Raw genomic sequence first — 26464 nt, 5'->3', positions numbered from 1 at the left:
TCTAGCGGAGTTTCAGCGTGGCGAGGCCGATCAGCGCCAGCACCACCGCGATGATCCAGAAACGGATCACGATGGTCGGCTCCTGCCAGCCCAGCTTCTCGAAATGGTGGTGGATCGGCGCCATGCGGAACACGCGCTTTCCGGTGAGGCGATAGCTGGCGACCTGCACCATGACCGACAGCGCCTCCAGGAAGAACAGCCCGCCAATGACGCCCAGCACGATCTCGTGCTTCACGGCCACAGCCGTCGCGCCCAGCATGCCGCCGAGCGCCAGCGAGCCGGTATCGCCCATGAAGACCATCGCAGGCGGGGCGTTCCACCACAGGAAGCCCAGCCCCGCGCCCAGAAGCGCGCCCAGAAGAACCGCCAGCTCACCGGTGCCGGGAGTCAGGTGAATGTTCAGATAATCGGCGAAGATGGCGTTGCCGCTGAGATAGGCGATGAAGGCGAACGAGGTCGCGGCGATCATCACCGGCACGATGGCCAGACCATCCAGCCCGTCCGTCAGGTTCACCGCATTGCCGGTGAACACGATCACCAGCATGCCGAAGACGATAAAGAACGGCCCGAGATTGATCAGAACATCCTTGAAGAAGGGCAGCGCCAGCGAGGTGCCGAAATTGGCCGGCGCGTCCTCCGCCCCGCCAATCTGGGTCAGCACGTAAACGGCGATGGCGGCGATAATAAACTCCGCCAGAAGCTTCAACTTGCCGCCCAGCCCCTCGCTCGTCTGTTTGGTGACCTTGCGGTAGTCATCGATGAAGCCGACCAGGCCGAAGCCCAGCGTGACCATGAAGACCACCCAGACATAGGGGTTATGCAGGTCGCCCCAGAGGATGACGGACACCGACAGCGCCAGCAGGATCAGGAAACCGCCCATGGTCGGCGTGCCCGCCTTGGCGACGATATGTCCCTCCGGCCCGTCCAGCCGGATCGGCTGCCCCTTGCCCTGCCGCATCCGCAGAAAGCCGATCAGCGGCTTGCCAAACAGGAACGCGACCAGAAGCGCGGTCATCAGCGCCCCGCCGGAGCGGAAGGTGATGTACTGGAAGACATTGAAAAGCGGGAACTGGTCCGCCAGCGGAAATAGAAATTCGTAAAGCATCAGCCCCCCTTGAGCGCCGCGGCCACACGGCTCATGCCCGACGCGTTCGATCCCTTCACAAGCACCACGTCGCCGGGGCGGATCGCCCCCCGGAGCGCGTCCGAAACCTCGCCGCCGCTTGCATAGCGCCCGCCCCTGGCGGAGGCCGGCAGCGCATCCCAGAGCGCCCCCATCAACTCGCCCGAAACGAAGACAAGGTCCACCCCCGCCGCCGCAATCGGGCCGGCCAAACGGGCGTGGTAATCGGCGGCGTCATCGCCCAGCTCCAGCATCTCGCCCAGAACCGCGATACGCCGCCCCTCGCCTTCCGGCTGACGGCCGCCAAGCGCGGCCAGCGCGGCGCGCATGGAGACCGGATTGGCGTTGTAGGAATCGTCGATCAGGGTGAATGACTTGCCGTCCGCGCTGGCCTGAATCACCCCGCCGCGCCCGGCCGGGGCCTGAAACGCCGACAGGGCCGCCGCCGTCGTCCGCGCGTCTATGTCCGCCATGGCGGCGCAGGCGAAAACGCAGGCCGCGTTCTCGGCCCAGTGCGCGCCCGGAATGGGAATCTGAAACTTCACCGTCTCGCCAAAGACGGCGATCTCGCCCTCCCCGCCTGTATCGCCGCTGCTGTAATCCAGAATGCGCGCATCGGCGTCCGCCGCGCGGCCGAACGTGACGATGCGCCGGTCCCCGGCGGCGGCGCGCAGGCGGCCGGATTGCGGGTCATCGGCATTGATGACGGCGACGCCGTCCGCTTCAAGCCCGGAGAAAATCTCCGCCTTGGCGTCGGCGATGGCCTCGATGGATTTGAAAAAGCCGATATGCGCCTCGCCAATGCGGGTGATGGCCGCGATGTGAGGTTTCACCAGACCTGAAAGGTCGGTCAGTTCGCCGGCGTGGTTCATCCCCAGCTCGAACACGGCGCGCCGGGTGTCAGCGGGCATGCGGGCCAGCGTCAGGGGCGCGCCCCAGTGATTATTGAACGAGCGCGCGGAGGCGTGCGCGCGGCCCGCCTTCGCGAAAACCGCGGCCAGCGCCTCTTTCACGCTGGTCTTGCCAACGCTTCCGGTGACCGCAACGCGCCGTGCGTCAGAGCGTTCGCGCGCCGCGGCGCCCAGATTACGCAGCGCCTGCAGCGTGTCATCGACGACAAGCTCCGGCCCGGCGCCGCTTTCGCGCTCGACCAGCGCCGCGGAGGCGCCATTTCCAAACGCGCTGGCGACGAACTCATGCCCGTCACGCTGGTCTTTCAGCGCCACGAACAGATCATCCGCCTTGATCTCCCGCGTATCGATGGAGACGCCGTTTGCCACCCACGGCCCGCCGGTCAGCCGTCCGCCGGTGGCGGCGGCTGCATCCTCGGCGCGCCAGAGCGGGTCAGTCATCGGCGTGTTCCAGCGCGGCGACGGCGGCGCGCGCTTCCTCGACATCGTCGAAGGAACGCGTGTCGGGGCCGTAGATCTGATAGGTCTCATGCCCCTTGCCGGCGATGACCAGCGCATCGCCTTCCTGCAGGCGGGAAACGGCGGAGCGGATAGCCTCGCGCCGGTCGCCAATCTCCTCTGCGCGCGGCGCGCCCTTCAGAACCGCCTCGCGGATGGTCTCGGGAACCTCGCTGCGGGGATTGTCGTCGGTGACGATGACATGATCGGCCAGACGCGCCCCGACCAGGCCCATCTTTTCGCGCTTGGACGGATCGCGATCGCCGCCCGCGCCGAACACCAGCCAGATATGGCGGCGCGTATGCGGGCGCAGCGCCCGCAGCAGCTTGTCCAGACCGTCCGGCGTGTGGGCGTAATCGACGAAAATCTGCGCGCCCTCCGGCGTCGCAACCGCGTTTTCCATGCGGCCGCGCACCCCTGTCAGGTCTTTCAGGTTGGCAATCGTCTCGGCAACGCCGCCGCCCGTGGCGATGGCCAGCGCCGCAGCCATGACCGCGTTCAGGGCCTGAAACTCACCGACCAGCGGCAGGTTCACCTTGTAGTCGTCGTGCTCGTGGCGGAGCGTGAGGATCTGGTGGTCCGGCTTGGGCTGGATTTCCTCGATTTTCAGGGATTCGCCGGACCAGCCGATGGTGCGGACATCCAGTCCCGCCTGACGTGCGGCCTCGGCCATGCGCCGCCCCCACTCGCCATCCACATTGATGATGGCGGGCGCGCCCTGCGGCGCCAGTTCATCGAACAGGCGGCGCTTGGCGGCGTAGTAATCTTCGAAATTGGGGTGATAGTCGAAATGGTCCTGAGTCAGGTTGGTGAAGGCCACCGCGCTCAGCTTCACCCCGTCCAGACGATGCTGTTTCAGGCCGTGGCTGGAGGCCTCCATCGCGAGATGGGTGACGCCGCCCTGTTCCAGCTTCTGTAATGACTGATGCAGTTTCACTGCGCCCGGCGTGGTGTGACTGAGCGGATCGGCGGCCTTGCCGCCCTGAACGCCCAGCGTTCCCAGCGTCGCGGTCTCATGCCCGGCCAGCGTCCAGAGCTGACGCAGGAATTCGGCCGTGGAGCTTTTACCGTTGGTGCCGGTCAGCGCGGCGACTGTCTCCGGCTGCCCGGGATACAGGCGCGCGGCGGCGCGGGAGAGCGCGGCGCGGACATTGGGCGTTTCCACCGCCGGCAAGCCGAAATCGGGCGAACCCGGATCGACCAGAATGGCAGCGGCTCCGGCCTCTTTCGCAGCGGGAATAAAATCCCGGCCATCATGCTTCAGGCCCTGAACGGCGGCGAACAGAAATCCGTTCCGTACATCCCGGCTGTCTTCGGTCACGCCTGTGATTTCAATGGAATCGGCGCCATCGGGCGCGCTTTCCGGCGCGACCAGATCTCCCAGCTTCATAACCCGCCTAACCTCCCGTGTTCGCGGCGATCAGCTGCGGTTCGGAGTCCGGGTTCGCGCGATCCACGCCCAGCATGGGCGCGATACGGCTGACGACCTTTCCTGCGGTCGGCGCGGCGGTCCAGCCGGCGGTCGCATAGCCAAAGGTCTCGGGCGTGCCCCGGGGCTCGTCGAGCAGCACCAACACCACATAGCGGGGTTCGTCGTGCGGGAATATGGCGGCGAATGAAGAAATCAGGTCTTTTCTGGAATATCCGCCGTTCTTTGGCTTCTCGGCGGTGCCGGTCTTGCCCGCCACCTGATAGCCCGGCGCCTCGGCCTTGCGGCCCGTGCCCTCGGTCACGACCTGGCGCATCAGGTCGAGCACATTCTGCGACGTGGTCGCGGACATGATGCGCTTGCCCTCGGGCAGTTCACGGCCCGGCGGATGCACCTTGAAGGTCGGCTGCACATATTTCCCACCATTGGCGATGGAGGCAAACGCGGAGGCGGTGGCCAGCGGCGTCACGGCCACGCCATGGCCGAAGGATACGGTCGCGGTGGTCGCCTCGCCCCAGTGCTGCGGCACCAGCGGGTCCGCGATTTCCGGCAACTCGCCCGCCGGACGGGTCAGCAGGCCCAGCCCCTCCAGAAAGGCGCGCTGACGGTCGGCGCCGACTTCCAGCGCCATCTTGGAAGAGCCGATATTCGAGGAATGAGTGAAGATCTCCGAGACGGTCAGCCAGCGGTTTTCGGCGTGATAATCGTGGATCACGTGATTGCCGACCTTGATCGGCTTGCTCGCGTCATAGCCGCTTTCAAGGTCCGCCACGCCGTCTTCCAGCGCCATCGCCACGGTGAACGCCTTGAAGGTCGAGCCCATTTCGTAAAGCGAACTGGCGGCCCGGTTGCGGCGGGCGTCAGGATCGGAATCGGTGGGCCGGTTCGGGTCAAAGTCCGGCAGGGAGGCCATGGCCAGCACTTCGCCGGTTTTCACGTCCATCACCACGCCGGCCGCGGCCAGCGCGGAAAACTCCGCCTGCGCGGCGCGCAGCTCATCGGCCAGCGCGAATTGCACGCGCATGTCGATGGAAACCGGCATCGGGCGTCCGCGCTCGCCATATTCACGCAAATCGCTTTCCAGCCCCAGCTCCAGCCCGGACGAGCCTTCGCCGTCAATATCGGTGAAACCCAGAACATGGGAGGCCAGCCGGGTGCGCGGATAGACGCGCTTGGGCTCACGTATGAAGCCAACGCCCGGCAGGCCGAGAGAGAACACCGCCTGACGCTGGGTCGGGGTGAGATTACGGGCGATCCAGACGAACGCCCGGCGCTCTCGCAGCCGCTCGGCGGTGCGCGCCTCGTTCAGCTCGGGCAGCACGGTGACCAGCGCCTTGGCGGTTTCACCGGCGTCCCAGACCTTGCGGGGATCGGCGTAAAGAGAGTGCGTATCCAGCGTGGTGGCGAGGATTTCGCCGTTCCGGTCGACAATATCGGCGCGGCCGCCGCGCTTGGCGCTTTCGGCCTCCGCCACGGCCGCAACCGCCTGCGCCGGTTTGTCCAGCAGCGCCAGGTCGGCGGCGCGAAGGCCCAGCATCACGAAACCCAGCGCAAAGGCGAGGCCCACGGCGGCGATGCGCCCGCGCCCGGCCTCGATGGCGGTCTTTTCCTCGTCCCGCAGCGCCACCCGGCGCGCCGTGTGCACCGCGGTCCGCTCGGTCAGCGGGGCCGGGGCGTCCTCGCGCCGCAGCAGGCGGACTCGCGACCCGCCGATCATTCGCCGCGCCCTCCGGCCAGACGCACGTCCGGGCGCAGACTCGGCTCCACAGGATGAGACTGGCTTTCAGCCTCCGGCTGCAATTTCATCAGAACGGTCTCCAGATCGACTTCCTGCTCCGGGCCCAGCGTTTCCAGGCCCAGATATTTGCGCGCCAGCGCGCGCAGCCGCTCCGGGCGCTCCAGATAGGCGATCTCCGCGCGAAGAACGGCGGTGGCCCGCCGCTCTTCCATGATTTCGACCTGCAGCATTTCCACGCGCTCTCTCGCATCCTGGGCTTCGGTCTTGGCGCGATAGAGCGCGACGGCGAGCACGCAGGCGAAAACCAGCGCAATGGTGTTGAGCGCGCGGATCATGACGCGCCTCCCAGTTCAAACACGCGCGGCGCGCGCGGCAGGAATGCGGAATCGTCGGCCTCCCAGGCGGGAGCGTCGGTGCGGATCGCGGCGCGCAGCTTGGCGGACCGTGCGCGCGGATTTTCATCCGTCTCGCGTTCGCCGGCCTCTTCCGCGCCGCGATAGAGCAGGTTGAAGGACGGCGCCGGGCCGTCCGCGTCCGGCATCGGGGCATGACGGGACACGCGGGCGTCGCCGCCGGAGCGGTTGCGCAGGAAGCGCTTGACGATGCGGTCTTCCAGAGAGTGAAAGCTGACCACGGCCAGCCGTCCGGCGGGGTTGAGAATGCGCTCGGCCGCCTGCAAGCCGGCCAGCAGCTCGCCCAGCTCGTCATTCACATAGATGCGCAGCGCCTGAAAAACGCGCGTGGCCGGGTCGATCTTGGATTTCGGGTTCTTGCCGACCGCATCGCGCACGATGTCGGCCAGGCGCCCGGTCGTGGTGATCGGCGCCTGGGCCTGTTCGCGCTTGATCGCCTCGGCGGCGCGGCGGGCCTTCTTCTCCTCGCCATAGGCGCGGAAGATCGCTGTCAGAGCGCGGGCGTCCAGTTCGGCCACCACGTCCGCGGCGGTCGGCCCTTCATCGCTCATGCGCATGTCCAGCGGACCGTCGAAGCGGAAGGAGAAGCCGCGCTCGGCCTGGTCGATCTGCATGGATGAGACGCCCAGATCCAGCGCCACGCCGTCCACGCCCTGCGACCCGGCTCGGGTCAGCAATTCGTCCATGGCGGAGAACGGGGCGATGAAAAGCTGGAACTTGCCGGGAAAAGCCTCGGCCAGCAGGTCGCCGTGTTTTGAAACGCTCGGGTCGCGGTCGAAGGCGATAACCTTGCAGTCCGCGCCACCCAGAATGCCGCGCGAATAGCCGCCCGCGCCGAATGTGCCGTCCACATAGACGCCGCCGTCGCGCAGCTCCAGCGCCTCCAGAACCTCGGTAAGCATGACGGGGGCGTGACTCATTCGTCGTCCTCCTCGCCGCCGAACATCGCCGCCATTTCCGGATCGTCGATCAGGGAGGCCGCGCGGTCGCGCGCCTCGCCCATCCGCTTCTCGTGCGCCTCGGCGCTCCAGATCTCGAAACGCGTGCCGCAGCCGACAAACATCACGCGCTTGTCGATGCCGGCATGCTCGATGAAGTCCTTGGGCAGGGTGACGCGGCCATTGGCGTCGAAGTCCAGACGCTTCGTCGCGCCCAGCACAGCAACCTCCATCGTGCGGCGCATGGGATCGAACCGCTTCAGCCGGCGGATATCCCTGGCGTAGCGGTCAATGAAGGCCTGCCCGCCGCCTTCCAGATACGGCCCGTGGAAATGCGGGAACGTGTAAATCGCGGCCTGGGGATCGGTGGAAAGCTGGGCGCGGAAATCCGCCGGGACCGAAACCCGGTTCTTGGCGTCCAGCCCTGTCTCCGCCGTTGAAAGGAACATGCCCTTGAAAATCCCCGTGACCGGGCGCAGTTCGGCACCCTTCTGTCATCTAATGGGATAACATGGGAAATTATGGGAATACAAGTTTTTAAGTATTAACAGACTGAATCTAGGCACATGTTCACAGCAACCTGTTGATAATTTGTGCACAGGTCTGCAGAACATTAGATGAACATTTGAGAGAGAAGCGGTCAGACGGCCTGTAAGCCGGGTTCTGTCGAGGACGATCATTCATCTGGGACGCGCCTCGCGGCGCGCCTCGCGCGACCTACCCGGACAGCGGCGCGGATGCTCGCCCGGCCACTCAAGGCCCGCCGTCCCTACTTGGTCTTGCTCCAGGCGTGGCTTGCCATGCCGCCCCTGTTGCCAGGGGCGCGGTGCGCTCTTACCGCACCCTTTCACCCTTGCCGCGAACGAATCCGCGGCGGTCTGCTCTCTGCGGCGCTTTCCCTGGGATTGCTCCCGCCGGGCGTTACCCGGCGCCCCGCATCCGTGGAGCCCGGACTTTCCTCCCCGCAGCAAGCTGCGGAGCGACCGTCCGGCCGTCTGACCGGGAGCCTATGTCGGCGCGAAGGGCTTCCGCGTCAAGCGGTTAGCGACAGGGTGAGGAGCGTCTTAAGCCGCGCGCGCGTTTCCGCGTCCGCCGCGCCGGTCACGGCCTGGGGATAGAAATGGCGCTGGAAGGCGCGGGTCAGGTCTGCGGTCTCGCCGTCAAACTCACCGTGCCCGGGCGGGCAATATCCGTACGTGGCCAGGTCCATCTGGTACTCGGCCACCATCTCGCCCTCGTCGCCAAGGCCCAGCAGGCCGCCGGTGACGCCCTGCTCGCCCGGCCACAGTCCGATCCCCTCCTCCGCCAGCCGCGCCCATGGGAATTTCTCCCCCGGGTCCTGCTTGCGGGCGGGGGCCAGGTCCGAATGGCCGATGACGTGGCTGGCCGGGATCGGGTGGCGTTTCAGGATTTCCTTGCAGAGCGCGATCACGGCGACGATCTGCGGTTCGGCGAAGTCCGGCAGGCCGAAATCATGCCCGCCATTTTGAATTTCGATGCCGATGGAGCGGGCGTTCACGTCCCGCTCGCCTTTCCAGCAGCCCACGCCCGCGTGCCAGGCGCGCTTTTCCTCGGGCACCAGCTGGGAGATCGCGCCGTCTTCATCGACGAAATAATGCGCCGCGACCTTGGCCTCCGGGTCGCGCATCCGCGTCATGGAAGCCTCGCCGGTTTCCATGCCGGTATAATGCAGGACAAGAATATCTATCGGCGCGCCGTTCCGCTCGTCGAAATTCGGCGACGGCGCGTCCGCGATGGTCAGCGGCAATGTCTTGATCCCGCTAGTGGCCGAAGCGTCCGGCGGTGTCGACGGTCCAGCCCGAGGGGCCCTTGCGGGCGTCCAGAACGCCCGACTCGTCATCGCCGCCGTCCTTGCGGCCGCGTTTCAGCCACGCGAACAGATAGATCAGCGCGCCCAGCGTCATCAGCACGGCGGCCACCGCAAACGCGGCGACGGTCAGCAGCGCCGCGGCGCCCAGCGCCACGATCATCAGGCCGCCCATGATCACGGCCGCCGCCAGACGGCGCGCGCCGGACTTCAGGACGCCTTCACGGCTTGAAGAGATGAATCTTTGCATCAGTTTCTATCCGTCTTCGAGCCCCACCACGCTTTGTAATGTCGGGTGCGAAGGGCGCGGCGTCAATCTTTTGCGCTGGAATCGCCGCGCTCGGCCCGGATCTGGTCATAGGCCTCGTTGATGGCGGCCATCTTCTCGACCGCCAGGCGCTGCAGCTCCGCCGGGGCGCCGCGCGCGATCAGCGCGTCCGGATGGTTCTGCGCCGCCGCCCGGCGATAGGCGCGGACGAGATCGCTGTCAGAGATATCCGGATCAACGCCCAGTATCAGATAGGGGTCGCCCGCCGCCAGCGGATCGTGCCCCGCCCGGATGCGGCGAAATTCCCGCTCCGACAGGCCGAAAATCTCCGACACCCGCTCAAGATACTCGATTTCGTCGCCGGTGATCGCTCCGTCCGCCTTGGCGATATGGAACAGCCCGTCCAGCACGTCTTCCAGCACTGCTGGATAGGCGCGCCAGCGATGCGCCACGCGGCCGGCATAGGCCTCAAAGCCCAGCGTGGTGCGGCGGAACAGGTTGAACAGGCGCGCCACGCCCGGCTGCGCCCGGCGATTAGCGTGAAAGACCTCGGAGAACGCCTCGATCTCGTCGGGAGTCACCTGCCCGTCCGCCTTCGCCATCTTGGCGCCAAGCGCGATCAGGGCGGCTGCGATGTCGCCCTCCCGGACCGTCTGTCCGGGGATGTCTTCGGGCGTTTCCGGGCCGAACATGGCGCGGATCTGCCGTATCGCATCGGAGAGCTTGCTTCGCACCGACATAGCTGCCTTGATCGCCCCGACTGGCCTGCAGATCAAGACGGAGCGCAGATGACAAACGGTCGCTGGGAAATCTGGATCGACCGCGGGGGGACGTTCACGGACTTCGTGGCCCGCGCCCCCGACGGCGAAATGAAGACGCAGAAGCTGCTGTCCCAGAGCGACCGCTATACGGACAGCGCCTCCGAAGGCGTGCGCCGTTTGCTGGGATTGCGCGACGGCGAAGCGATCCCGGCGGACCGCATCGCGGCGGTAAAAATGGGCACGACCGTCGCCACCAACGCCCTGCTGGAGCGCAAGGGGCGGCCCACCTGTTTCATCACCAATGAAGGCTTCGGCGACGCCCTGAAAATCGGCGACCAGACAAGACCCGACATCTTCGCCCTGCGAATCGACAAGCCCGCCCCGCTGCATTCCAGCGTGGCGGAGCTGGATACGCGCCGCCTTTCGGACGGCGCCGTCCTGCGCCCGCTGGATCTGGAGGCAGCAAAATCCGCACTTCAGGCGGCCAAGGATGAAGGCGCTCGCTCCGCCGCCATCTGCTTGATGCACGCCTATGACTGGGCGGCCGAAGAGGAAGAAAAACTGGCCGCGCTGGCGGCCGAGCTGGGCTTCGAGCACGTCTCCCGCTCTTCCGACGTCGACCCGCTGGTGAAATTCGTCCCGCGCGCCTCCACTACCGTTACCGACGCCTATCTTTCCCCCGTTCTGGCCGAACGCGTGGATGCGGTCGCGCACTCGCTTCAGGGCGCGCCGCTCTATTTTCTCACCTCCTCGGGCGGCCTTGCCGCCGCCGAGACGTTCCGCGGCCGCGACGCCCTTCTCTCCGGCCCGGCCGGAGGCGTGGTCGGCATGGCGATGACCGCAAAGCGCGCCGGTTACCCCAAAGTGATCGGCTTCGACATGGGGGGCACCTCCTCCGACGTCTCGCGCTTCGATGGCGAGACATTCGACCGCCGCTTCCAGACCGATATCGAGGGATACGCCATTCGCGCGCCGATGATGGCGGTGCACACGGTCGCCGCCGGCGGCGGCTCCATCCTGACCTATGACAAGGGCCGCGCGCTGGCCGGCCCGGAAAGCGCGGGCGCGGACCCCGGCCCCGCCGCCTATGGCCGCGGCGGCCCGGCGACCGTCACCGACGCCAACGCGGCGCTGGGCCGGATCGAGCCGCGCTTCTTCCCCAATGTTTTCGGGCCGAACGAGGACCAGCCCTTTGACGCCGACGCCTCCCGCAAGGCGCTGGCAGACCTTGCCGCGAAAATGGAAGCGGACGGGCCGGAAGCGGCCGCCGAGGGCTTCCTCGCCGTCGCCGTGGAGAACATGGCGCAGGCGATCAAGCACGTCTCGCTGGCGCAGGGCGTGAAGCCCTCTGACTATGCGCTGGCTGGATTCGGCGGCGCGGCCGGACAGGTCGTCTGCCGCGTGGCCGAGGCGCTGGCCATGGAAACCGTGCTGATCCACCCGTTCGGCAGCGTCCTTTCCGCCTATGGCATTGGCCTGGCTCAGATCGAGGCGGCGCGGGAAGCCGCGCTTGAGATTGCACTGGACGATGACGGGCTGAAGACGGCGGTCGGGCGCGCCCGTGACCTCGCGGAGGCCGCAAGGACCTCCGTCATCGACCAGCGCGCCGACGCCGACAGCGTGGGAACCCGTTTCGAGCTGCGCCTGCGCATGGAAGGCTCGGATACCGCCCTGCCCGTCTCCTTCACCGAAGGCGAAGGCGTTGCCCCGATCCGCGAGCGTTTTGAAGCGGACCACCAGCGCTTGTTCGGCTTTTCCGAGCATGGCCGCACGGTGGAGATCGAGTCCGTGGCCGCCTACGCCGTGGGCGATCCGCCCGGCGCGGGTGCCGCCAATCCCCCGGCCCCGCCGGAGGGAGAACCCGAACAGGCCGATACCAGCTGCGCCTGGCTGGACGGCGAATGGACCGACATCCCGGTCTACCGGCTGGAGAAATTCGGAACGGGCGGCCCGGCGGCCGGCCCCGCCCTGATCGTCTCAGACCAGACGCAGGTCTTCCTGAACGCCGGCTGGCGCGCCAAACGCCTGCCCGACGGCATGCTGGCGTTGGAGCATGTCGAGGCAATGGCCGCGGGCGAGAGCGACCCCACCATCGCCAACCCGGTCGATCTGGAGCTGTTCAACCGCCGCTTCATGTCGGTAGCCGAGGAAATGGGCGTGGTGCTGGAGCGCACGGCTTCCAGCGTGAACATCAAGGAGCGGCTGGACTTCTCCTGCGCCGTGTTCGACGCGGACGGCTCTCTGGTCGCCAACGCCCCGCACATGCCGGTGCATCTGGGCTCCATGTCCGCCAGCGTGCAATCGGCGCTGGAAGCCAACCCGGATATCGGGCCGGGCGATGCCGTGGCCGTGAACGCGCCCTATCAGGGCGGCACGCATCTACCCGACGTCACCCTCGTCTCGCCCGTTCACGACCCGGACACGGGCGAGCGCCTGTTCTTCGTGGCCAGCCGCGGCCACCACGCCGATATCGGCGGCATCACGCCGGGCTCCATGCCCGCCTTCTCCAAGACGATCGACGAGGAAGGGGTCAGTTTCGACAATGTCCTGATCCGGCGCGGCGGCGAGCTGCTGGAGGACCGGATTCGAGAAATCCTCGGCGGCGGCCCGCATCCGGCCCGCAACCCGGACCGCAACATGGCCGATATCCGCGCCCAGCTGGCCGCCTGCGCCCGGGGCGAACAGGCCCTGAACCGCCTGATCGCCGACCGCGGCAAGGACGTGGTCAAAGCCTATATGCGCCATGTCCGCGACAATGCGGAGGAAGCGGTGCGCCAGACCCTGGGCGCGCTGGAAAACGGCGAATTCGAGATCAGGCTGGATGATGGCGACATGATCCGCGTCGCCATCACGGTGGATCAGGACTCCCGCTCCGCCGTCATCGATTTCACCGGAACCAGCCCGCAGCGCGGCGACAATTTCAACGCCCCGGCATCCGTGGCGCGGGCGGCTGTCCTCTATGTCTTCCGATGCCTGGCGGGCGGCGGCATTCCGTTGAACGAGGGCTGCCTCGTGCCGCTGGATATCCGCATTCCGGACGGGTCCATGATCAATCCCAACCCGCCCGCCGCCGTGGTGGCCGGGAATGTGGAGACCAGCCAGATGATCGTGGACGCCCTGTTCGGCGCCACGCGGGCGCTGGCCGGCAGCCAGGGCACGATGAACAACCTGACCTTCGGCGATGGCCGTATGCAGTATTACGAGACGATCTGCGGCGGCGCGGGCGCGGGGGCCGATTTCGACGGCGCCAGCGCGGTCCACACCCACATGACCAATTCCCGCCTGACCGACCCCGAAGTGATCGAGCGCCGCTTCCCCGTTCGCCTGGTCCGCCACGCCGTGCGTGGAGGCTCCGGCGGCCAAGGGCGTCAGAGCGGCGGCGACGGATCGGTTCGGGAGATCGAATTCGGCGCGGACATGACCGTTTCCCTGATCTCCTCGCATCGCGCGGTGCCGCCGCGCGGGCTTGATGGCGGGAAGGACGCAGCGCTGGGCAAGCAGCGCGTTATCCGGGCCGGCGGCGAGACGGAAGAGCTTGAAGGGCGCTTCCGGATCGAGGTGTCACAAGGCGACCGGCTGGTCATCGAGACGCCGGGCGGCGGCGGCTACGGCTCAGCCTGATTTGCGCCAGTCGATCACGCATTTGGAGGTGATCATCACCACGAAGAACCATTCCAGCGCGCTGGGCGAGAACAGCAGCGACTCCACATTGGAGGCCAGCAGCGTGGTCAGCAGATAGGGCAGCGCCAGATAAGCGCCGTTGGACCGCATCAGGGTCAACACCGCCGCGATCAGGCCCCACAGCATATAGGCGCCCTGCAGGATCAGCCCCGGCAGGCCCAGCATCAGCCATAGCTCCAGCCAGGAGCTGTGCGCGTTATTGGGCCGGAAACCCGCCTGCTGCACCACCCAGTTATAGGGCGCGGTGGGGTTATCCCCCTCCCAGAACGCCTCGAACCCGTAGCCCAGTATCGGGCGCTCCTTGATCCGCCACCAGACCGACTCCCAGATATCGGTGCGGCCCGTCAGGGTCAGGTCACGGCCCATCAGCTGGACCAGCTGTTCGCGGAATATGAAGGCGGCGGCCCCCGCGGCCACCGCCGCGATCAGGCCGCCATAGAGCGCCACCAGCGCCAGCGCCGCCCCGCGGCGGATAATCCACACCGCGATCACCATCCCGACGCCCAGAATGGCGGTGAGAAGCGCGGTCTTGGACGTGGACAGCAGCAACACCGCCAGGAAAAGGAAGGCCAGCACGCCGCTGGAGATCCGCGTTTTCGGATCGTGCGCGAACCGCGCCATGGCAAACGTGATGGCAATGGCCATGTGCCGGCCGGTCGAGTTCTTTTCAATCCAGGGGCCGGCCCAGGCCCCGATATGGGTTTCCTGCATCACGCCAAGCGAAGGCATGCCCAGCGCCAGCAACACGGTGAACACCGCCAGCCCGGCATACATCCAGAGGGCAATTTCAATCATGCGCCGCCAGGAATAGATGCCCGCGGCGGCGAACGCGCCCACCGCCCCGGCGGTGACCGTGACGCTCTGGATCAGGGAATCCTGCGCCGAAACGGACCAGCTGATGCTGGCATAGGCCCATAACAGCAACAGAAGCAGCGGCCAGGAGGCGAGCGCGCCGTTCAGCGTGGATTGCGGCCGCAGCAGCACCAGCGCCAGCGCCGCACCCCAGATCGCCGCCCAGCTGAGCGGCAGCAGCGGCGAGGCGCCGCCCTGCAGCTTGATAATCATGCCCATCGGCGCCGACGACAGGATCAGCATGATCGTCAGCAACGCCGCCATTTCCAGCGTGCGCAGCATGGCGCTGAACGCGGCGTCGCGCGGATCGCCGAACAGCGGAGATGGCGCGGGGCGCGATGGATGAACGGCGTCGGTCATGACCCGCCCTTATCGCGGAAGGCCCGCTAACCCTTCGTAAATCACGTTTGGCACGCTGCGTGCTTTCATAAATCCGTTATGAAAACGACACTCGGCATGACGCCCCTTGGCAGCGCGGGTTTGATGGCTTCGATCGGCGCTGTACTGCTTTCCGCCGCGGCGGTCTGCATTGGCGGACTGGACGCCGTTCACGGCATGAATTTCAGCGAAAACTGGTTCGAGCACATTCAGCACGCCACGCTTCTGGTCTGCGCGATCCTGTGCCTGGTCACGGCGTTCCGTAAAAAGCACTGGCTTTGGCTGCCCGGCGCGGCGTTTTTCCTTTTGCTGCTGGGCGAGGAACTGAACTGGGGACAGGAACTGTTGCTGTTCGAGACCCCGGAATCCATTGCCGCGGTCAACGCCCATGACGAGTTGAGCATCCACAATCTGGATATCCTGATCAGCTATTCAAAGCTGATCGGAATGGCGGTTTTCGGGACGTTTTTCGTGGCCGCCAATGCGCTGATCGCCTTCGCGCGTCCCCGCGCCCTGCCCGCGCTGATGGCCTTTAACGGCCTGTTCGCGGCGTCTGTTATGACCCAATTTGCCGCCCGCATATTCGGATACGACTATCTGGCGCTGTTCGTGGTCGACGAAATGGCGGAATCGATGGTCTATTTGGGCGTTCTGGGCGGACTGTTCCTGCTGCCGCGGGACCTTTGGGGCAGCGCGTGGGGACTGATTTCCGCGCTTAAGGTGCGGTTATTCGCCGTCCCGGCGGCCCCGGCCTGACCCTATCCTTCGAACGTGGCCGGGTGGGCCGGGTCTTCCAGCAGCTCCTTATAGACCGAATAGCTGAGCCGTTTCTGGACGAAACTCTCACCCGGATCGACTAGGGCGTGCCCCGCCATGGCCCGGCGCCCCAGCAACATGCGGTAGCGCATGGTGTCGCGATTGGTCAGGGTCACGTCCGCCAGCCAGCTATGCTTGCCGATATTCACCCGGGTGCGGATCACGACACGCTCTTCGGCGACGCCGTTTGAGCTGATGACGACCCGTTTATCGAACACCGGCGCTTCGCACTGGATGAAAATCTTGGGCCGCCGGGTGACCGGACGGGTGACAAAACGCACCCAGTCCTTGCCGTCCTTTTTGAATTCCTCGACCTCGTCGGCGTGCAGGGCGCTGGTTTTTGCGCCCGTATCCACCTTGGCGCGGATCGCCGGGATGTGGAGATCGGGCAGCGCGCCCCATTCCAGCCAGCCAAAAACAAAATTCGTCGCGCTCATTTGCCGCCTTCCGAGACCTGGCTCAGCCAGCCTTGATAGTGAACCAGCCGCCCGATCCCGGGCAGGCCAACATCCACATCGAAGCAGAATCGCCCTTTTTCATCCTGATATTCGCGGGCGCGGCTGACAGGGGTCAACCAGACAGGCAGGGGAAGCCCCGCCATCCGCGCGCTTTCGGAAGCCGGTATGACGCGTTTTGCGGCCCAGGACCCCGCCGCAAAACGCCGCACCGCCTCAGTCGGCGGCGCTGGTATGGTCGTGGACGATCACCCAGTCGCCATCGATGCGGCGGAAAATCAGGGTGAAAAGGCCGGTCGGATCATCGCCCTCCCGCACCACGGTCCAACGGCCAAAGGCCGTGGCCGCGTCCTCGCCCAGCAGATCGATATCCAGATCGGTAAATTCCAGCCGGCCCATCTTCTCCGGCGTGTCATAGCGGGCATGGTAGCGGGCCAGCGTTTCCGCCCAGCCCGTCGTCACGTCGCCGCCGCTGGCGAAGCGCAGATCCTCGCTGTTCCAGTAGCCGGTCATGAAGGCGTCGATATCGCCCTCATTCCATGCCGCCTGCTGCCCGGTAATGACCGCTTCGATATCTTCAGCCGACCCGGCCAGCGTCGCGGAGGGCGCAGCCAGAAGCGTTATGGCGAGAAGGAATGAGCGCATAATCTACTCCGCCGCTTGCGCCGCCGGTTGTTCGTCGGCGTGGGGATCATAGTCGAGATTGGAGCCGAGCCAACGCTCGGCTTTCTCAAGCTCCCAGCCTTTCCGCTTCGCGTAATCCTCGACCTGGTCGCGGCTGAGCTTGCCGACCGAGAAATAGCGCGCATCGGGGTGCGAGAAATACAGGCCCGAGACGCTGGCCGGCGGGTTCATGGCGTAGCTTTCGGTCAGCTCCACGCCCACCTTGTCGGTGGCGCCCAGCAGGTCGAACAGCGTGCCCTTTTCCGTGTGCTCCGGCTGGGCGGGATAGCCCGGCGCGGGGCGGATGCCCTGATAGGCTTCCTTGATCAGCTCGCTGACATCGAAGTCCTCGTCCGCGGCATAGCCCCAGAACTCCTTGCGGATGCGCATATGCATGTATTCCGCGAAGGCTTCGGCCAGACGGTCGGCCAGCGACTTCACCAGAAGGGCGTTGTAGTCGTCATTGGCGTCTTCGTATTTCTTCGCCGACTCCAGTTCGCCATGCCCGGCGGTGACGCAGAAGCCGCCAATCCAGTCCGTCTTGCCGCTGGATTTGGGCGCAACATAGTCCGACAGGCAGCGGGAGGCCTTGCCCTCGCCCTTGTCGGCCTGCTGGCGCAGACCGTGGAACGTGGCGATGGCCTCGTCCCGTTCGTCGTCGCTGGCGTAGATCTGGATGTCGTCGTTTTCGTCCGCATTGGCGGGCCAGATGGCGGCGACGCCTTTCAGCTTCAGCCACTCCTCTTCCTCCATGCGGTCGAGCATTTCCTCCGCGTCCTTCATCAGGTTGCGCGCGGCTTCGCCCTTGTCCTCGTCTTTCAGGATATCGGGATAGCGGCCCTTGATGTCCCAGGCGGCGAAGAAGGGCGTCCAGTCGATGATGGGGCGCAGATCGGCGATCTTCAGGTCGTCGATCACGTGCACGCCCGGCTTTTTCGGCGCGGGCGGATCATAGTGATCCCACTGGATATCGAATTTGCGGTTGCGCGCCTCTTCAAGACTGAGGCGCTTGCGCTTGCCTTTGGAGCGGGCATGAACCTCGCGCGTCTTGTCGTAATCGGCGGCGATGTCGTCGATATATTTCTGCCGGTCGTCTTGCGACAGCAGCGTGGACACGACGCCCACGGCGCGGCTGGCGTCGATGACGTGAATGGTCGGGCCCGCCTTGTAGGCCGGTTCGATCTTCACCGCTGTATGGGTGCGGGAGGTCGTGGCCCCGCCGATCAGCAGCGGCAGGTCATAGCCTTCCCGCTCCATGTCCGCGGCGACATTCACCATCTCGTCGAGACTCGGCGTAATCAGGCCGGACAGGCCGATGATGTCGGCGCCGATTTCCTTCGCCGTTTTCAGGATTTTCTCGGACGGCACCATGACGCCCAGATCGGTGATTTCGTAGCCGTTACATTGCAGCACGACGCCGACGATATTCTTGCCGATATCGTGCACGTCGCCTTTGACCGTAGCCAGCACGACGCGGCCCTTCGGCTCCTCGGCCAGGCCCAGCTCCTCGCGCTCCTTCTCCATGAAGGGCGTCAGATGGGCGACGGCCTGTTTCATCACGCGCGCCGATTTCACGACCTGCGGCAGGAACATCTTGCCCGCGCCGAACAGGTCGCCGACGACGTTCATGCCGTCCATCAGCGGTCCTTCGATGACGTGCAGGGGGCGCTCTGCGTTCTGGCGCGCTTCCTCTGTGTCCTCGACGACATATTCATTGATGCCGCGGACCAGCGCATGCTCCAGCCGTTTTTCGACCGGCCATTCGCGCCATTCCAGATTCTTCTTGTCGTCCTTCTGCCCGCCGCCGGCATCGCGATATTCCTCCGCCGCTTCCAGCAGGTTTTCGGTCGCGTCCTCATGGCGGTTGAGGATCACGTCCTCGCAAAGCTCCCGCAGCTTGGGATCGATATCGTCATAGATGTCGAGCTGGCCGGCATTGACGATGCCCATATCCATGCCCGCCTCGATGGCGTGCTTGAGGAAGACCGAGTGCATGGCCCGGCGCACTGGTTCGTTGCCGCGGAAGGAGAAGGAGATATTGGAAACGCCGCCCGAGATATGGGCGTGCGGACAGGTTTGCTTGATCTCCTTGGCCGCCTGAATGAAGGCGTTGGCGTAGTCGTTATGCTCCTCGATCCCGGTGGCGACCGCGAAGATGTTCGGGTCGAAAATAATGTCTTCGGGCGGGAAGCCGACCTGTTCGGTCAGGATCTTGTAGGCCCGCTGGCAGATCTCGACCTTGCGTTCCTTCGTGTCGGCCTGACCTTCCTCGTCAAACGCCATGACCACGACCGCCGCGCCGTAGCGCAGGCATTTTCGGGCTTCCTCGATGAAGCCTTCCTCGCCCTCCTTCATGGAGATGGAGTTCACGATGGCCTTACCCTGAACGCATTTCAGGCCGGCCTCGATCACTGTCCATTTGGACGAGTCGATCATGATCGGAACGCGGGCAATGTCCGGTTCGGAGGCGATCAGCTTGAGGAAATGCGCCATGGCGGCCTCTGAATCCAGAAGGCCGGCGTCCATGTTCACATCGATGATCTGTGCGCCGTTCTCCACCTGCTGGCGGGCGACTTCCAGCGCCGTGTCATAGTCCTCGTTCTCGATAAGCTTGCGGAAGCGCGCGGAGCCGGTGACGTTGGTCCGCTCGCCGATATTGATGAAACTCGAAGCCGATTGGCTCATGGTCGAAGCCCCCTTTGAGGGTCTCGTGTGAAAGTCCTTGGCGTCCCGCGAACGTCGCGATCAGGCCGCCGCCGTGAACGGCTCCAGCCCCGACAGACGCATGGCGACTTCCTTCTCCGGAAGGCTGCGCGTCGAGTGTCCGCCGACCGCCTCCGCGATGGCGCGGATATGGTCCGGCGTTGTGCCGCAGCACCCGCCAATCGCGTTGATCAGGCCGCGCTTGGCCCAGCGGCCAAGCTGTTCGGACATCGCCTCGGGCGACTCGTCATACTCGCCCATTTCGTTAGGCAGGCCAGCATTGGGATAGGCGTGGACCAGACAGTCCGCGGCGCGCGACAGGTCGGCCAGGAAGGGCTCCATGTCCTCGGCGCCCAGCGCGCAGTTCAGCCCGACCATCAACGGTTTGACGTGACGGATCGAATGCCAGAACGCCTCCACCGTCTGACCGGACAGGGTGCGGCCGGACTTGTCGGTGATGGTGCCGGACAGGACGGTCGGGATGTGATCGCCCGTTTCCTCTTCCAGCTCCATGATCGCGGCGATGGCGGCCTTGGCGTTCAGCGTGTCGAAGATCGTCTCGACAACGAAGAAATCGACCTCGCCCTCGGCCAGCGCCCGGGCCTGCGCCTTGTAGACGTCTTTCAGATAGTCGAACGAAATTTCGCGATATTCCGGCTTGTTCACGTCCGGCGACAGGGACAGCGTCTTGTTGGTCGGCCCGATGGAGCCGGCGACGAAACGCGGCTTGTCCGGGGTTTCCTCGGTCATCTTGTCGGCCGCTTCGCGATTGATCTTCGCGGCGTTCAGATTGATCTCGTGAACATGCGGTTCGCACTCATAGTCAGCCTGGCTGATCTCGGTCGCGCTGAACGTGTTGGTCAGGATGATATCGGCGCCGGCCTCCATATAGGCGCGCGCGATTTCCTTCAGCGCCTCGGGGCGGGAAATCGACAGGATGTCGTTATTGCCCTTCAGGTCGCAGGGGTGATCGGCGAACTTGTCGTTGCGGAAATCGTCTTCAATGAAGCCGTAATCCTGAATCATGGTGCCCCAGGCGCCATCGAAGATCAGGATGCGTTCTTTCGCGATTTCGCGGAATTTTTCGATGCGTTCCTTGCGGTTCATTCTGCGGCCTCCTTCATGGGTCGCCGCTGGACCTGCTGCTTCATCCCCAGCACGCGGCAAGTCGCGTAGGCCAGGTCAGCGCGGTTCAGCGTGTAGAAGTGAAATTCGTTGAAGCCCTCGGCCTGCAGGGTGGCGCAGAACTCCGCCGCGATGGAGGCGGCCAGGAGCTGGCGCGTGTCCTTGTCCTCGTCGAGGCCCTCATAAAGCGTGTCGTACCAGTCCGGGATCTTGGCCCCGCACATGCCGGCCATCTTCTTCAGGCCGTTGAAATTGGGCTGCAGCATCACGCCCGGCACGATGGGAATCTCGATACCGGCCTTGCGGCAGCGGTCATGGAACTGGATGAAGCATTCGGCGTCGAAGAAGAACTGCGTGATCGCCCGGTCAGCCCCGGCGTCGATCTTCTGCTTCAGGACGTCGATCTCGTGATCCATGTGCGGCGATTCCGGATGCACTTCCGGATAGGCCGCGACGCTGACCTCGAAATCGCCAATCGCCTTGATTCCCTTCACCAGCTCCGTGGCGTTCTTGTAGCCTTCCGGATGGGCGACGAACTTGTCGTCGATGCCGCCCGCCGGGTCGCCGCGCAGGGCGACGATGTGGCGGATACCGGCCTCCCAGTAATCCTTCACCACCGCGTCCACTTCGTCTTTCGAGGCGTCGACGCAGGTCAGATGGGCGGCGGGCGTCAGCGTTGTCTCGTCCTTGATCCGCTTCACCGTGCGGTGCGTGCGGTCGCGGGTGGAGCCGCCGGCGCCATAGGTCACCGACACGAAACGCGGATTGAGCGTTTCCAGCTTGCGGATCGCGTCCCACAGACGCTCCTCCGCCTTGTCGGTCTTGGGCGGAAAGAACTCGAAGGATACGTCGGGCCGTCCGCGATCCTCGACGGCGGCGAGGGCGACAGGTCCAAGGTCAGTCATTAAGCAGTCTCCATCTCGGCGTCGGCCGAGGCTTTGAATGTCCAGAGTTTGACGGTCAGGCGTTCGCCCGAGCCCGTCGGCCGCAGGGACTTTTTCTTCATCGGAATAAGGCCCGCGGCCTTGCTCCATTCGCTGATTTCCTGATCGGAAAAGCCGAGACGCCGGTGCTGGTGCTCGGTGCGCAGGAATTCAAGTTGATGCGGCGCGAAATCGACGATCAGCAAGATGCCGCCCGGCGTCATGACGCGGGCCGCTTCGGTCAGGGCGTGACCGGGGTCGTAAAGATAGTGAAGCACCTGGTGAATGGTCACCAGGTCGGCCGAATTGTCCTCGAACGGCAGGGCGTAAAGGTCGGCCTGCTGGATCGAGACATGGCCCGCCTCGGCGCGGCTCAGGTTCGCGCGCGCGACGCTGAGCATGTCGCGATTGATATCGACGCCGACGCCGCGCTTGATCTGGCTGGCGAACAGCTCCAGCACGCGGCCGGTGCCGGTGCCGATATCCACCATGTAATTGAAGTTCCGGTTGCCGGTCAGGGCGCGCATGGCGTCTTCTACGGCGTCTTCGGAAAGATGCAGCGCGCGAATGCGGTCCCAGTCGTCGGCGACCTGCTCGAAATAGCGGTCGGCATTTTCGGCGCGATGCGCCTTGACCATCTCCAGCCGCTCCAGATCCCGCCGCAGGACGGCGTCCTCTTCCGGCAGGTTCGCGGTAACCGCATCCACCAGGCGGCGGGAGGGGCTGTCCGCGTCGGACAGGCGATAGAAAACCCAGGCGCCTTCCGGGATGCGGTGAACCAGACCGGCTTCCGACAGCAGCTTGATATGGCGGCTGACGCGCGGCTGGCTCTGGCCCAGAATCTGGACGATTTCGCTCACCGTCAGCTCTCCCCGGCCCAGGAGGGCGAGGATGCGCAGGCGCGTTGGCTCTCCGGCGGCGCGCAATGTGGCGATCAAACGGTCCATTCCGGTCCTTGTTGCGTCTAGGGATATAAAGATATCTTTATATGATTATCGCGCAAGCCCAGATCGTGGGATAAAACACCTGTTCAGTGGTCATTTTTCGGCCCCGATCTGCATGTGATAATCTGCAATATCAGTCGTCTCCGGCGCCTTTCCCGCCGTTGGCGCGTTTGAAGTATGGAGCCATGAGACAGTCCCGTTCGATATCGCTGTTATGCTGCGCCGCCGCCATGTGCGGGGCGACGGCTTGCGCCTCGTCCACACAGCATGACGTCGCCTATGGCGACCCGCTGGAGCGGGTAAACCGGCCGATTCACGGCCTGAACGAGACCGTTTCGGAGCGGGTGGTCGCGCCCGTGGCCAATCGCGTGGACGGCACCATGTCCGATGACGCGGAATCGGGCACGAACAACACCGTGCACCACATCAAGAACGTGTTTTCCAATCTGGGCGAACCGACCAACGCCCTGAACGGCGCGTTGCAGGCCGAACCGGCGACGGTCGGGGTGGCGGCCTCGCGCTTTGCAATCAATTCCACGGTGGGCGTGCTGGGCATTTTCGATGTCGCCGACGCCATCCACCTGCATGAGCGGCGCGAGGATTTCGGCCAGACCATGGGCAAATGGGGCACAGCCCCCGGCCCCTACATGGTTGCGCCGCTGGGCGGCTCCACCAATGTCCGCGACTTTTCAGGCGGCGTGGTAGACGGGCTGATGAACCCGGTTCGCCTGCCCGGGGCGCTGTCGGCCGCCAAGATGGGGGTCAACGCTGTCGACACGATGGATGAAGCCCAGACTGTCGCCGCCCGGCCCGAGGATGAAGACGGTTACATGAAGGACCGGCGGGCCTATGAGCAGGCGCGGTCCGACGAGATCATGAATATCGACCACATCGCGCATGAGCGCCGCGAAGTGGAGATCGAGCACCGCTACGGCGCCCGCCCGGAAACGCCGGAGCGGCCCTGAATCCTTCGGCGCGGCAGTCGGACCTTGCCCGCCGCCTTTTCCCTGTGCTGCGGTGCCCGGAGCACCATTTGCCAGGGACTTGAAACATGGCCGCCAGGAACACCCAGCTCGACAAATCCTTTCAACAGGCGGAGCGATGGAAAGGCGAGGCTGACACGCTGCGCCAAATCCTCCTCGAGTGCGGGCTGACCGAAGAGCTTAAATGGGGAAAGCCCTGTTACAGCTTCGAAGGCGGCAACATCGCCATTATCCAGCGCATGAAAGACCATCTGGCGCTTATGTTCTTCAAGGGCGCGCTTCTGGACGATCCCGGCGGCCTGCTGCATGCGCCCGGCCCCAATTCCCGCCACGGGCGGCGCCTGCACTTTACCAGCACCGAAGACGTCTCCGGACGGAAAGGCGCGATCCAGGGCTTCGTGAAAGCGGCGATCGAGGCCGAGAAAGCAGGCCTTGAGCTGGACGCCGCGCCGGAGCCTGAACTGCCTGACGAGCTTGTCGATTGCTTCGATGAGGATCCCGATTTCAGAGCCGCGTTCGAGGCGCTGACGCCCGGCCGCCAACGCGGCTATATCCTGCATTTCTCCGGCGCCCGGAAATCCGAAACGCGGACGGCGCGGATCGAGAAACACCGGCCACGCATCCTCGATGGCAAGGGCATGCACGACCGCTGAGCGCCCACCGGGCGGCGGGCGGCGGGCAGCGGGCAGGCTAGGCCGGGTCCAGGCCGAGCTTGCGTTCCACGCGGGTCAGCCAGTCGCGGATTTTCGGATAGGGTTCAAGATCAAACCCGCCCTCCGGCGCGACCCGCGTATAGGCGGCCAGCGCGATGTCGGCGAGGCTGAGCGAGGCCGGCGCGAAATAATCGTGTTTGCCCAGCTGGCCTTCCATCAGGCTCAGCGCCGCCTCGCCCTTCTTCATCAGGGCGGAGTCGATCTCGCTATCGGGCTTGCCGAGATATTTCTTCTGGAAGCGCCGCACCGCAATGGCCGGTTCGTGGCTGTATTGTTCCCAGAACAGCCATTCGAACATCTTGGCGCGGGCGAACGCATCGGCCGGGATCAGGTCAGAGCCTTCCGCCAGGAACAGCATGATGGCGTTGGACTGCGCCAGATGCCCGCCGCCGTCCGCGAAGACCAGGCAGGGAACCTGCCCGGCCGGATTGATCGCCAGAAACTCTGCGCTTTTCGTGTAGCCCGACGTGACGTCGACCTCGCGCCATTCATAATCGCGGCCGAGATAATCGGCGACCCATCTGGGCTTGAGGCAATTGCCGCTGCCAGAGTCGCCGTAGAGGATCATCGCGCGCGCCGCCTTACCGGCTGAATTTCTGGAATTTCAGGCGCTTGGGGATTTCCGCCGCGGGGCCCAGGCGCCGCTTCTTGTCTTCTTCATAGTCCTGGAAATTGCCCTCGAACCACTCGACATGGCTGTCGCCCTCGAAGGCCAGGATATGGGTGGCGATGCGGTCCAGGAAGAAGCGGTCATGGCTGATGATAACGGCACAGCCAGCATAGTCTTCTAGCGCGGTTTCCAGGGCGCTCAGCGTTTCCACGTCCAGGTCATTGGTCGGTTCGTCAAGCAGCAGCAGGTTGGCGCCGGACTTCAGCGTCTTGGCCAGGTGCACGCGGTTGCGCTCCCCGCCGGACAGCTTGCCGACCGGCTTCTGCTGATCGCCGCCCTTGAAGTTGAACCAGGAAACATAGCCGCGCGACTGCACTTCGCGGCCCGCCAAGTCGATGATGTCATTGCCGCCGGAGATCTCTTCCCAGACCGTCTTGGCCGGATCCAGCGCGTCGCGCGACTGGTCCACATAGCCCAGCTTCACCGTTTCACCGACGCGAAGCGACCCCTCGTCCGGCTCATCCTGCCCGGTCATCATGCGGAACAGCGTCGTCTTGCCCGCCCCGTTCGGCCCGATCACGCCGACAATGCCGCCCGGCGGCAGTTTGAAATCCAGATTGTCGATCAGCAGTCGGTCGCCAAAGCCTTTTTTGAGGTTCTCGGCCTCGACCACCAGATCGCCAAGGCGCGGCCCGGACGGAATCTGGATCTGCGCGGTTGTGACCGCTTCCTTGTCCGCCTTGTTGCGCAATTCCTCATAGGCGCTGATCCGCGCCTTGGATTTGGTCTGGCGGGCCTTGGGCGAAGACCGGATCCAGTCCAGTTCGCGCTCCAGCTGCTTGGTGCGGGCTTCCTTCTCGCGCCCTTCCTGCACCATGCGCTTCTGTTTCTGTTCCAGCCAGGCGGAATAATTGCCCTCGTAAGGCACGCCGTGGCCGCGATCCAGCTCCAGCGTCCAGCCCGTAATATTGTCCAGGAAATAGCGGTCATGGGTCACCAGAATGACCGAGCCCGGATAATCGACCAGGAAATGCTCCAGCCACGCCACCGATTCAGCGTCCAGATGGTTGGTCGGTTCGTCCAGCAGGATCAGGTCCGGCTTGGCCAGCAGCAGCCGGCACAGCGCCACGCGGCGGCGCTCCCCGCCCGACAGACGCGTCACATCGGCGTCCGGGTCCGGGCAGCGCAGGGCCTCCATCGCCATCTCGATCTTGGAATCGATGTCCCAGGCGTCCTTGGCGTCGATGTCCTCCTGCAACGCCGTCATCTTCTCCATCAGCTCATCGGTGTAATCCTCGGCGAGCTGCATGGAGATGGCGTTGTATTCGTCGAATAGCTGCTTGTCGGCCGATCCCTCGATGACATTCTCCCAGACCGTCTTGGAGGGGTCGAGCTCGGGCTCCTGAGGCAGATAGCCGGCGGTCGCGCCCTCCGCGATGCGCGCCTCGCCGTTAAACTCGGTATCCACGCCCGCCATGATGCGCAGCAGGGTGGATTTACCCGAACCGTTGGTGCCGACAACGCCGATCTTGGCGTCGGGGAAGAAGCTGAGCGAGATGCCGTCAAGAACCTTCTTGGACCCGTAGGTCTTGGACATCTGGTGCATCTGGAAAATGTACTGGTAGGAGGCCATGAATCGTCCCGATCACGTGAAAAGGCGCGGAAAGAGCGCCTTCTAACGAGCCGGACGATCCGAAGCAATCAGGGTTAG

The 26464-nt window shown here is 65.0% G+C and carries 22 protein-coding genes, 1 other RNA gene and 1 pseudogene; 4 read left to right on the top strand and 20 right to left on the bottom strand.

Going from position 1 to position 26464, the window contains the following annotated elements; translation table 11 throughout:
• Position 1: 1 nt before the first annotated feature.
• The 11 genes from mraY to L338_RS18065 all read right to left on the bottom strand — a co-directional run bounded on the left by mraY (position 2) and on the right by L338_RS18065 (position 9886).
• Entirely contained in the window at positions 2-1105 is a 1104-nt protein-coding gene (gene mraY, locus L338_RS00890; protein WP_022696469.1) for a phospho-N-acetylmuramoyl-pentapeptide-transferase, read from the bottom strand.
• Positions 1105-2475, bottom strand: a complete 1371-nt coding sequence (locus L338_RS00885; RefSeq protein ID WP_027068151.1) for a UDP-N-acetylmuramoyl-tripeptide--D-alanyl-D-alanine ligase — start codon at positions 2473-2475, stop codon at positions 1105-1107. The genes mraY and L338_RS00885 overlap by 1 nt, the downstream gene beginning before the upstream one ends.
• The gene (locus L338_RS00880; RefSeq protein ID WP_022696467.1) at positions 2468-3922 is read right to left on the bottom strand and encodes a UDP-N-acetylmuramoyl-L-alanyl-D-glutamate--2,6-diaminopimelate ligase; all 1455 of its coding nucleotides are present in this window, start codon (positions 3920-3922) and stop codon (positions 2468-2470) included. The genes L338_RS00885 and L338_RS00880 overlap by 8 nt, the downstream gene beginning before the upstream one ends.
• Positions 3923-3929: 7 nt before the next feature.
• A complete protein-coding gene (locus tag L338_RS00875; protein ID WP_022696466.1) occupies positions 3930-5678 on the bottom strand; it encodes a peptidoglycan D,D-transpeptidase FtsI family protein in 1749 nt (582 codons plus the stop codon).
• Positions 5675-6034: a cell division protein FtsL gene (gene ftsL, locus L338_RS16115; protein WP_022696465.1), complete on the bottom strand. Its 360-nt coding sequence runs from the start codon at positions 6032-6034 to the stop codon at positions 5675-5677. Before ftsL ends, L338_RS00875 begins: the two co-directional genes overlap by 4 nt.
• Positions 6031-7032, bottom strand: coding sequence for a 16S rRNA (cytosine(1402)-N(4))-methyltransferase RsmH (rsmH, locus tag L338_RS00865; RefSeq protein ID WP_022696464.1), 1002 nt, complete (start codon positions 7030-7032; stop codon positions 6031-6033). Before rsmH ends, ftsL begins: the two co-directional genes overlap by 4 nt.
• Positions 7029-7499, bottom strand: a complete 471-nt coding sequence (locus tag L338_RS00860) for a division/cell wall cluster transcriptional repressor MraZ (protein ID WP_022696463.1) — start codon at positions 7497-7499, stop codon at positions 7029-7031. The genes rsmH and L338_RS00860 overlap by 4 nt, the downstream gene beginning before the upstream one ends.
• A gap of 187 nt (positions 7500-7686) precedes the next feature.
• An RNA gene (gene rnpB, locus L338_RS16200) (RNase P RNA component class A) lies at positions 7687-8049 on the bottom strand.
• Positions 8050-8083: 34 nt separating this feature from the next.
• A complete protein-coding gene (locus L338_RS00855) occupies positions 8084-8818 on the bottom strand; it encodes an N-acetylmuramoyl-L-alanine amidase (RefSeq protein WP_022696462.1) in 735 nt (244 codons plus the stop codon).
• A gap of 13 nt (positions 8819-8831) precedes the next feature.
• Positions 8832-9128, bottom strand: a complete 297-nt coding sequence (locus tag L338_RS00850; protein WP_022696461.1) for a hypothetical protein — start codon at positions 9126-9128, stop codon at positions 8832-8834.
• A 62-nt stretch (positions 9129-9190) separates the two neighbouring features.
• Positions 9191-9886, bottom strand: coding sequence for a J domain-containing protein (locus L338_RS18065; RefSeq protein ID WP_022696460.1), 696 nt, complete (start codon positions 9884-9886; stop codon positions 9191-9193).
• 48 nt (positions 9887-9934) lie between these two features.
• Here L338_RS18065 and L338_RS00840 point away from each other — a divergent pair, with 48 nt between their 5' ends.
• On the top strand, positions 9935-13528 hold the full coding sequence (locus L338_RS00840; RefSeq protein ID WP_022696459.1) for a hydantoinase B/oxoprolinase family protein: 3594 nt from the start codon (positions 9935-9937) through the stop codon (positions 13526-13528).
• Here the strand turns inward: L338_RS00840 and L338_RS00835 are convergent.
• A complete protein-coding gene (locus L338_RS00835) occupies positions 13520-14800 on the bottom strand; it encodes an O-antigen ligase family protein (protein ID WP_022696458.1) in 1281 nt (426 codons plus the stop codon). The two genes, L338_RS00840 and L338_RS00835, sit on opposite strands and share 9 nt — an antisense overlap.
• A 78-nt stretch (positions 14801-14878) precedes the next feature.
• Between L338_RS00835 and L338_RS00825 the strand changes: the two genes are divergently transcribed.
• On the top strand, positions 14879-15574 hold the full coding sequence (locus L338_RS00825) for a hypothetical protein (RefSeq protein WP_152485772.1): 696 nt from the start codon (positions 14879-14881) through the stop codon (positions 15572-15574).
• Positions 15575-15576: 2 nt separating this feature from the next.
• On the opposite strand, the gene L338_RS00820 is transcribed toward L338_RS00825, so the two are convergent.
• From L338_RS00820 to L338_RS00795, 6 genes and pseudogenes are all read right to left on the bottom strand, one after another.
• Entirely contained in the window at positions 15577-16071 is a 495-nt protein-coding gene (locus L338_RS00820) for an ATP-dependent zinc protease family protein (protein WP_022696456.1), read from the bottom strand.
• Positions 16068-16235, bottom strand: coding sequence for a DUF4166 domain-containing protein (locus L338_RS16845; protein WP_081639409.1), 168 nt, complete (start codon positions 16233-16235; stop codon positions 16068-16070). Before L338_RS16845 ends, L338_RS00820 begins: the two co-directional genes overlap by 4 nt.
• Before the next feature lie 70 nt (positions 16236-16305).
• Positions 16306-16734, bottom strand: coding sequence for a YybH family protein (locus L338_RS00815; RefSeq protein ID WP_022696454.1), 429 nt, complete (start codon positions 16732-16734; stop codon positions 16306-16308).
• Between the two features lie 3 nt (positions 16735-16737).
• A pseudogene (gene metH, locus L338_RS00810) lies at positions 16738-20562 on the bottom strand (methionine synthase).
• Positions 20559-21485 carry a methylenetetrahydrofolate reductase [NAD(P)H] gene (gene metF, locus L338_RS00800; RefSeq protein ID WP_022696453.1) on the bottom strand — a complete coding sequence of 309 codons (927 nt, stop codon included), beginning with the start codon at positions 21483-21485 and terminating at the stop codon, positions 20559-20561. Before metF ends, metH begins: the two are co-directional and overlap by 4 nt.
• Complete coding sequence (locus tag L338_RS00795; protein WP_022696452.1) at positions 21485-22450, bottom strand: ArsR/SmtB family transcription factor; 966 nt, start codon at positions 22448-22450, stop codon at positions 21485-21487. The genes metF and L338_RS00795 overlap by 1 nt, the downstream gene beginning before the upstream one ends.
• A gap of 182 nt (positions 22451-22632) precedes the next feature.
• Between L338_RS00795 and L338_RS00790 the strand changes: the two genes are divergently transcribed.
• Together L338_RS00790 and L338_RS00785 are read left to right on the top strand one after the other, a co-directional pair.
• Positions 22633-23412: an MlaA family lipoprotein gene (locus L338_RS00790; protein ID WP_081639408.1), complete on the top strand. Its 780-nt coding sequence runs from the start codon at positions 22633-22635 to the stop codon at positions 23410-23412.
• 86 nt (positions 23413-23498) lie between these two features.
• On the top strand, positions 23499-24083 hold the full coding sequence (locus L338_RS00785; RefSeq protein ID WP_022696449.1) for a YdeI/OmpD-associated family protein: 585 nt from the start codon (positions 23499-23501) through the stop codon (positions 24081-24083).
• Between the two features lie 37 nt (positions 24084-24120).
• On the opposite strand, the gene L338_RS00780 is transcribed toward L338_RS00785, so the two are convergent.
• Positions 24121-24711: a glutathione S-transferase family protein gene (locus L338_RS00780; RefSeq protein ID WP_022696448.1), complete on the bottom strand. Its 591-nt coding sequence runs from the start codon at positions 24709-24711 to the stop codon at positions 24121-24123.
• 13 nt (positions 24712-24724) lie between these two features.
• On the bottom strand, positions 24725-26386 hold the full coding sequence (gene ettA, locus L338_RS00775) for an energy-dependent translational throttle protein EttA (RefSeq protein ID WP_022696447.1): 1662 nt from the start codon (positions 26384-26386) through the stop codon (positions 24725-24727).
• Positions 26387-26464: the final 78 nt, after the last annotated feature.

The organism is Euryhalocaulis caribicus, assembly GCF_000412185.1.
GTDB classification, from domain to species: Bacteria; Pseudomonadota; Alphaproteobacteria; order Caulobacterales; family Maricaulaceae; genus Euryhalocaulis; species Euryhalocaulis caribicus.
Note: the sequence above shows the minus strand (reverse complement) of the source record. Positions and strands in the feature narration are given on the sequence as shown.